The sequence below is a fragment of the Dietzia sp. DQ12-76 genome, assembly GCF_014145045.1.
Classification (GTDB): domain Bacteria; phylum Actinomycetota; class Actinomycetes; order Mycobacteriales; family Mycobacteriaceae; genus Dietzia.
Window position 1 is genome coordinate 1 of record NZ_JAALDV010000441.1, and the last position, 1,642, is coordinate 1,642.

The window sequence follows — 1,642 nt, forward strand, 5'->3', positions numbered from 1 at the left end:
CCGCGGAGGATGCCGCCGACGCTGCGGCCGCGACCCGCTCCGTCCGCTTCCGCGGCGCGCGTAACGGCATGGCCACGATGTGGGCCAGGCTCACCGCCGCCGATGCCGAGCTTCTTCGGCGGCGTATCGAGACCGATGCCTCGGTCGCCTCCGCGGACGGGCTGGATCGTCCCATGGACCAGCTCCGCGCCGACGCGCTCGCCGTCTACGAGGCTGAGGCCGGCCCGTCCGCGACCGACCCCGACGCCGCCGCTGCCCCCACTGCCACCGCGTCCGAGCATGAGGGCAGAGACCTCGGTGACATAGATCTCGACGACTTCGAACTCGGCGACGTCAGGGTGGGGACGGACCTGCCCCGGCCCACACTGGGCAACGCCGCGCGGGCGGGTCAGCCGATCCGCATCAGCGTGATCGCCTCCGCGGTCCGGGGCCTGCCCAACCGCGTCGAGTTCGTTCACGGCGCCTACAGCAGTTTCGAGTGGCTCTGCACGGAGTTGCTTGAGGGTGACGATGCGAGCGTGCGGTTCGAGCTCATCGACCCCGCCCCGGGCGCGCTCGACTCCCCCGATCACGCCCTGCGCTACGTGATCACCCCGGCGATGGCCGAGCGGATCCGTCTGCGCGACGGGACGTGCCGACACCCAGGGTGCTCGGTCTCTGCCAGGCATTGCGATGTGGACCACGTCATCGCGTTCAACACCAAGGACCCTGAACTCGGCGGGCCGACCGCCGAGTGGAACCTCGTCTGCCTGTGCCGGAAACACCACCGGGAGAAGACGTTCGGGACCAACGCCTACCGGACCGGGCCATTGGGTGAACTCGTCATCCTCACCGACACCGGTCACGAACACCGCACCAGACCCAAGGGCCCCCTGGCCCGTGCCCGTGACGCCATCCGGGAACGAGAGTGGAGCGCCTTTGTGGATCGGACCATCGCCGACGACGGCACGCTCGTCAACCCGCCAGGCCGTCCCGGGAACGGCTCCCGCAGACGACCGGCCTGACCGCCTCAGCAGTCGCCGACGCCCACCCACTCGGAGACGCCGTCGGTGAAGCGCTGCCGCTTCCAGATGGGCACACCCCGCTTGAGCCGTTCGATGAGCTCCGAGCACGCGGCAAAGGCCTCGCCCCGGTGCGGCGCCACCGCAACCACCACCACCGCGACCTCGCCGACAGCCAACACGCCGACCCGGTGCACCGCGCCGATGCGGACGCTGCGGCGTGGGTCGAGCGGCCCGCCCTTCTCCAGCTCGGGCGAGGTGTGTTCGGTGGCGACCTCGTCGCAGAGCCGTGTCAGGACATCCTGCGCCGTCGGGTGGGCCGAGTACTCGATGTCGAGCACGTCGCGTCCGTGATCGTGGTCGCGCACCACGCCGGAGAACGTCACCACGGCCCCGTCGGCGGTGCTCCAGACCGCCCTCTCGACCTCCCTGGGGTCGATCGCGTCCTCGGTGATCTGCACGAGTGGACTGTGAACGGTCATGGTCGGTGCCTCCTCGCGGTGCGGTGCGGTGCGGTCCCGGGCCGGCGCGGCGGTCAGTGTCCGCCGCCGTCGGCGTGCACGGCGAGCAGGTGGTCGAGCAGTTCGTCGAGGACCGCCAGCCCGTCACGCACCCCGCCCGGCGAACCCGGGAGGTTCACC

2 protein-coding genes and 1 pseudogene are annotated in these 1,642 nt (G+C 71.1%); 1 reads left to right on the forward strand and 2 read right to left on the reverse strand.

Annotated features, from left to right (window positions below):
- A partial coding sequence (locus G6019_RS14305) for an HNH endonuclease signature motif containing protein (RefSeq protein ID WP_182627855.1) occupies positions 1-1,004 on the forward strand: 1,004 nt, incomplete at its 5' end.
- 5 nt (positions 1,005-1,009) lie between these two features.
- Here the strand turns inward: G6019_RS14305 and G6019_RS14310 are convergent.
- The gene (locus G6019_RS14310) at positions 1,010-1,483 is read right to left on the reverse strand and encodes a molybdenum cofactor biosynthesis protein MoaE (protein ID WP_182612235.1); all 474 of its coding nucleotides are present in this window, start codon (positions 1,481-1,483) and stop codon (positions 1,010-1,012) included.
- A gap of 53 nt (positions 1,484-1,536) precedes the next feature.
- Positions 1,537-1,642: pseudogene (locus G6019_RS17420) on the reverse strand (bifunctional molybdenum cofactor biosynthesis protein MoaC/MoaB); the annotation flags it as partial.

Coding starts and splice junctions, on each gene's coding strand:
- G6019_RS14310 (WP_182612235.1), bottom strand. CDS start 1,483: ATGACCGTTCACAGTCCACTCGTGCAGATCACCGAGGACGCGATCGAC.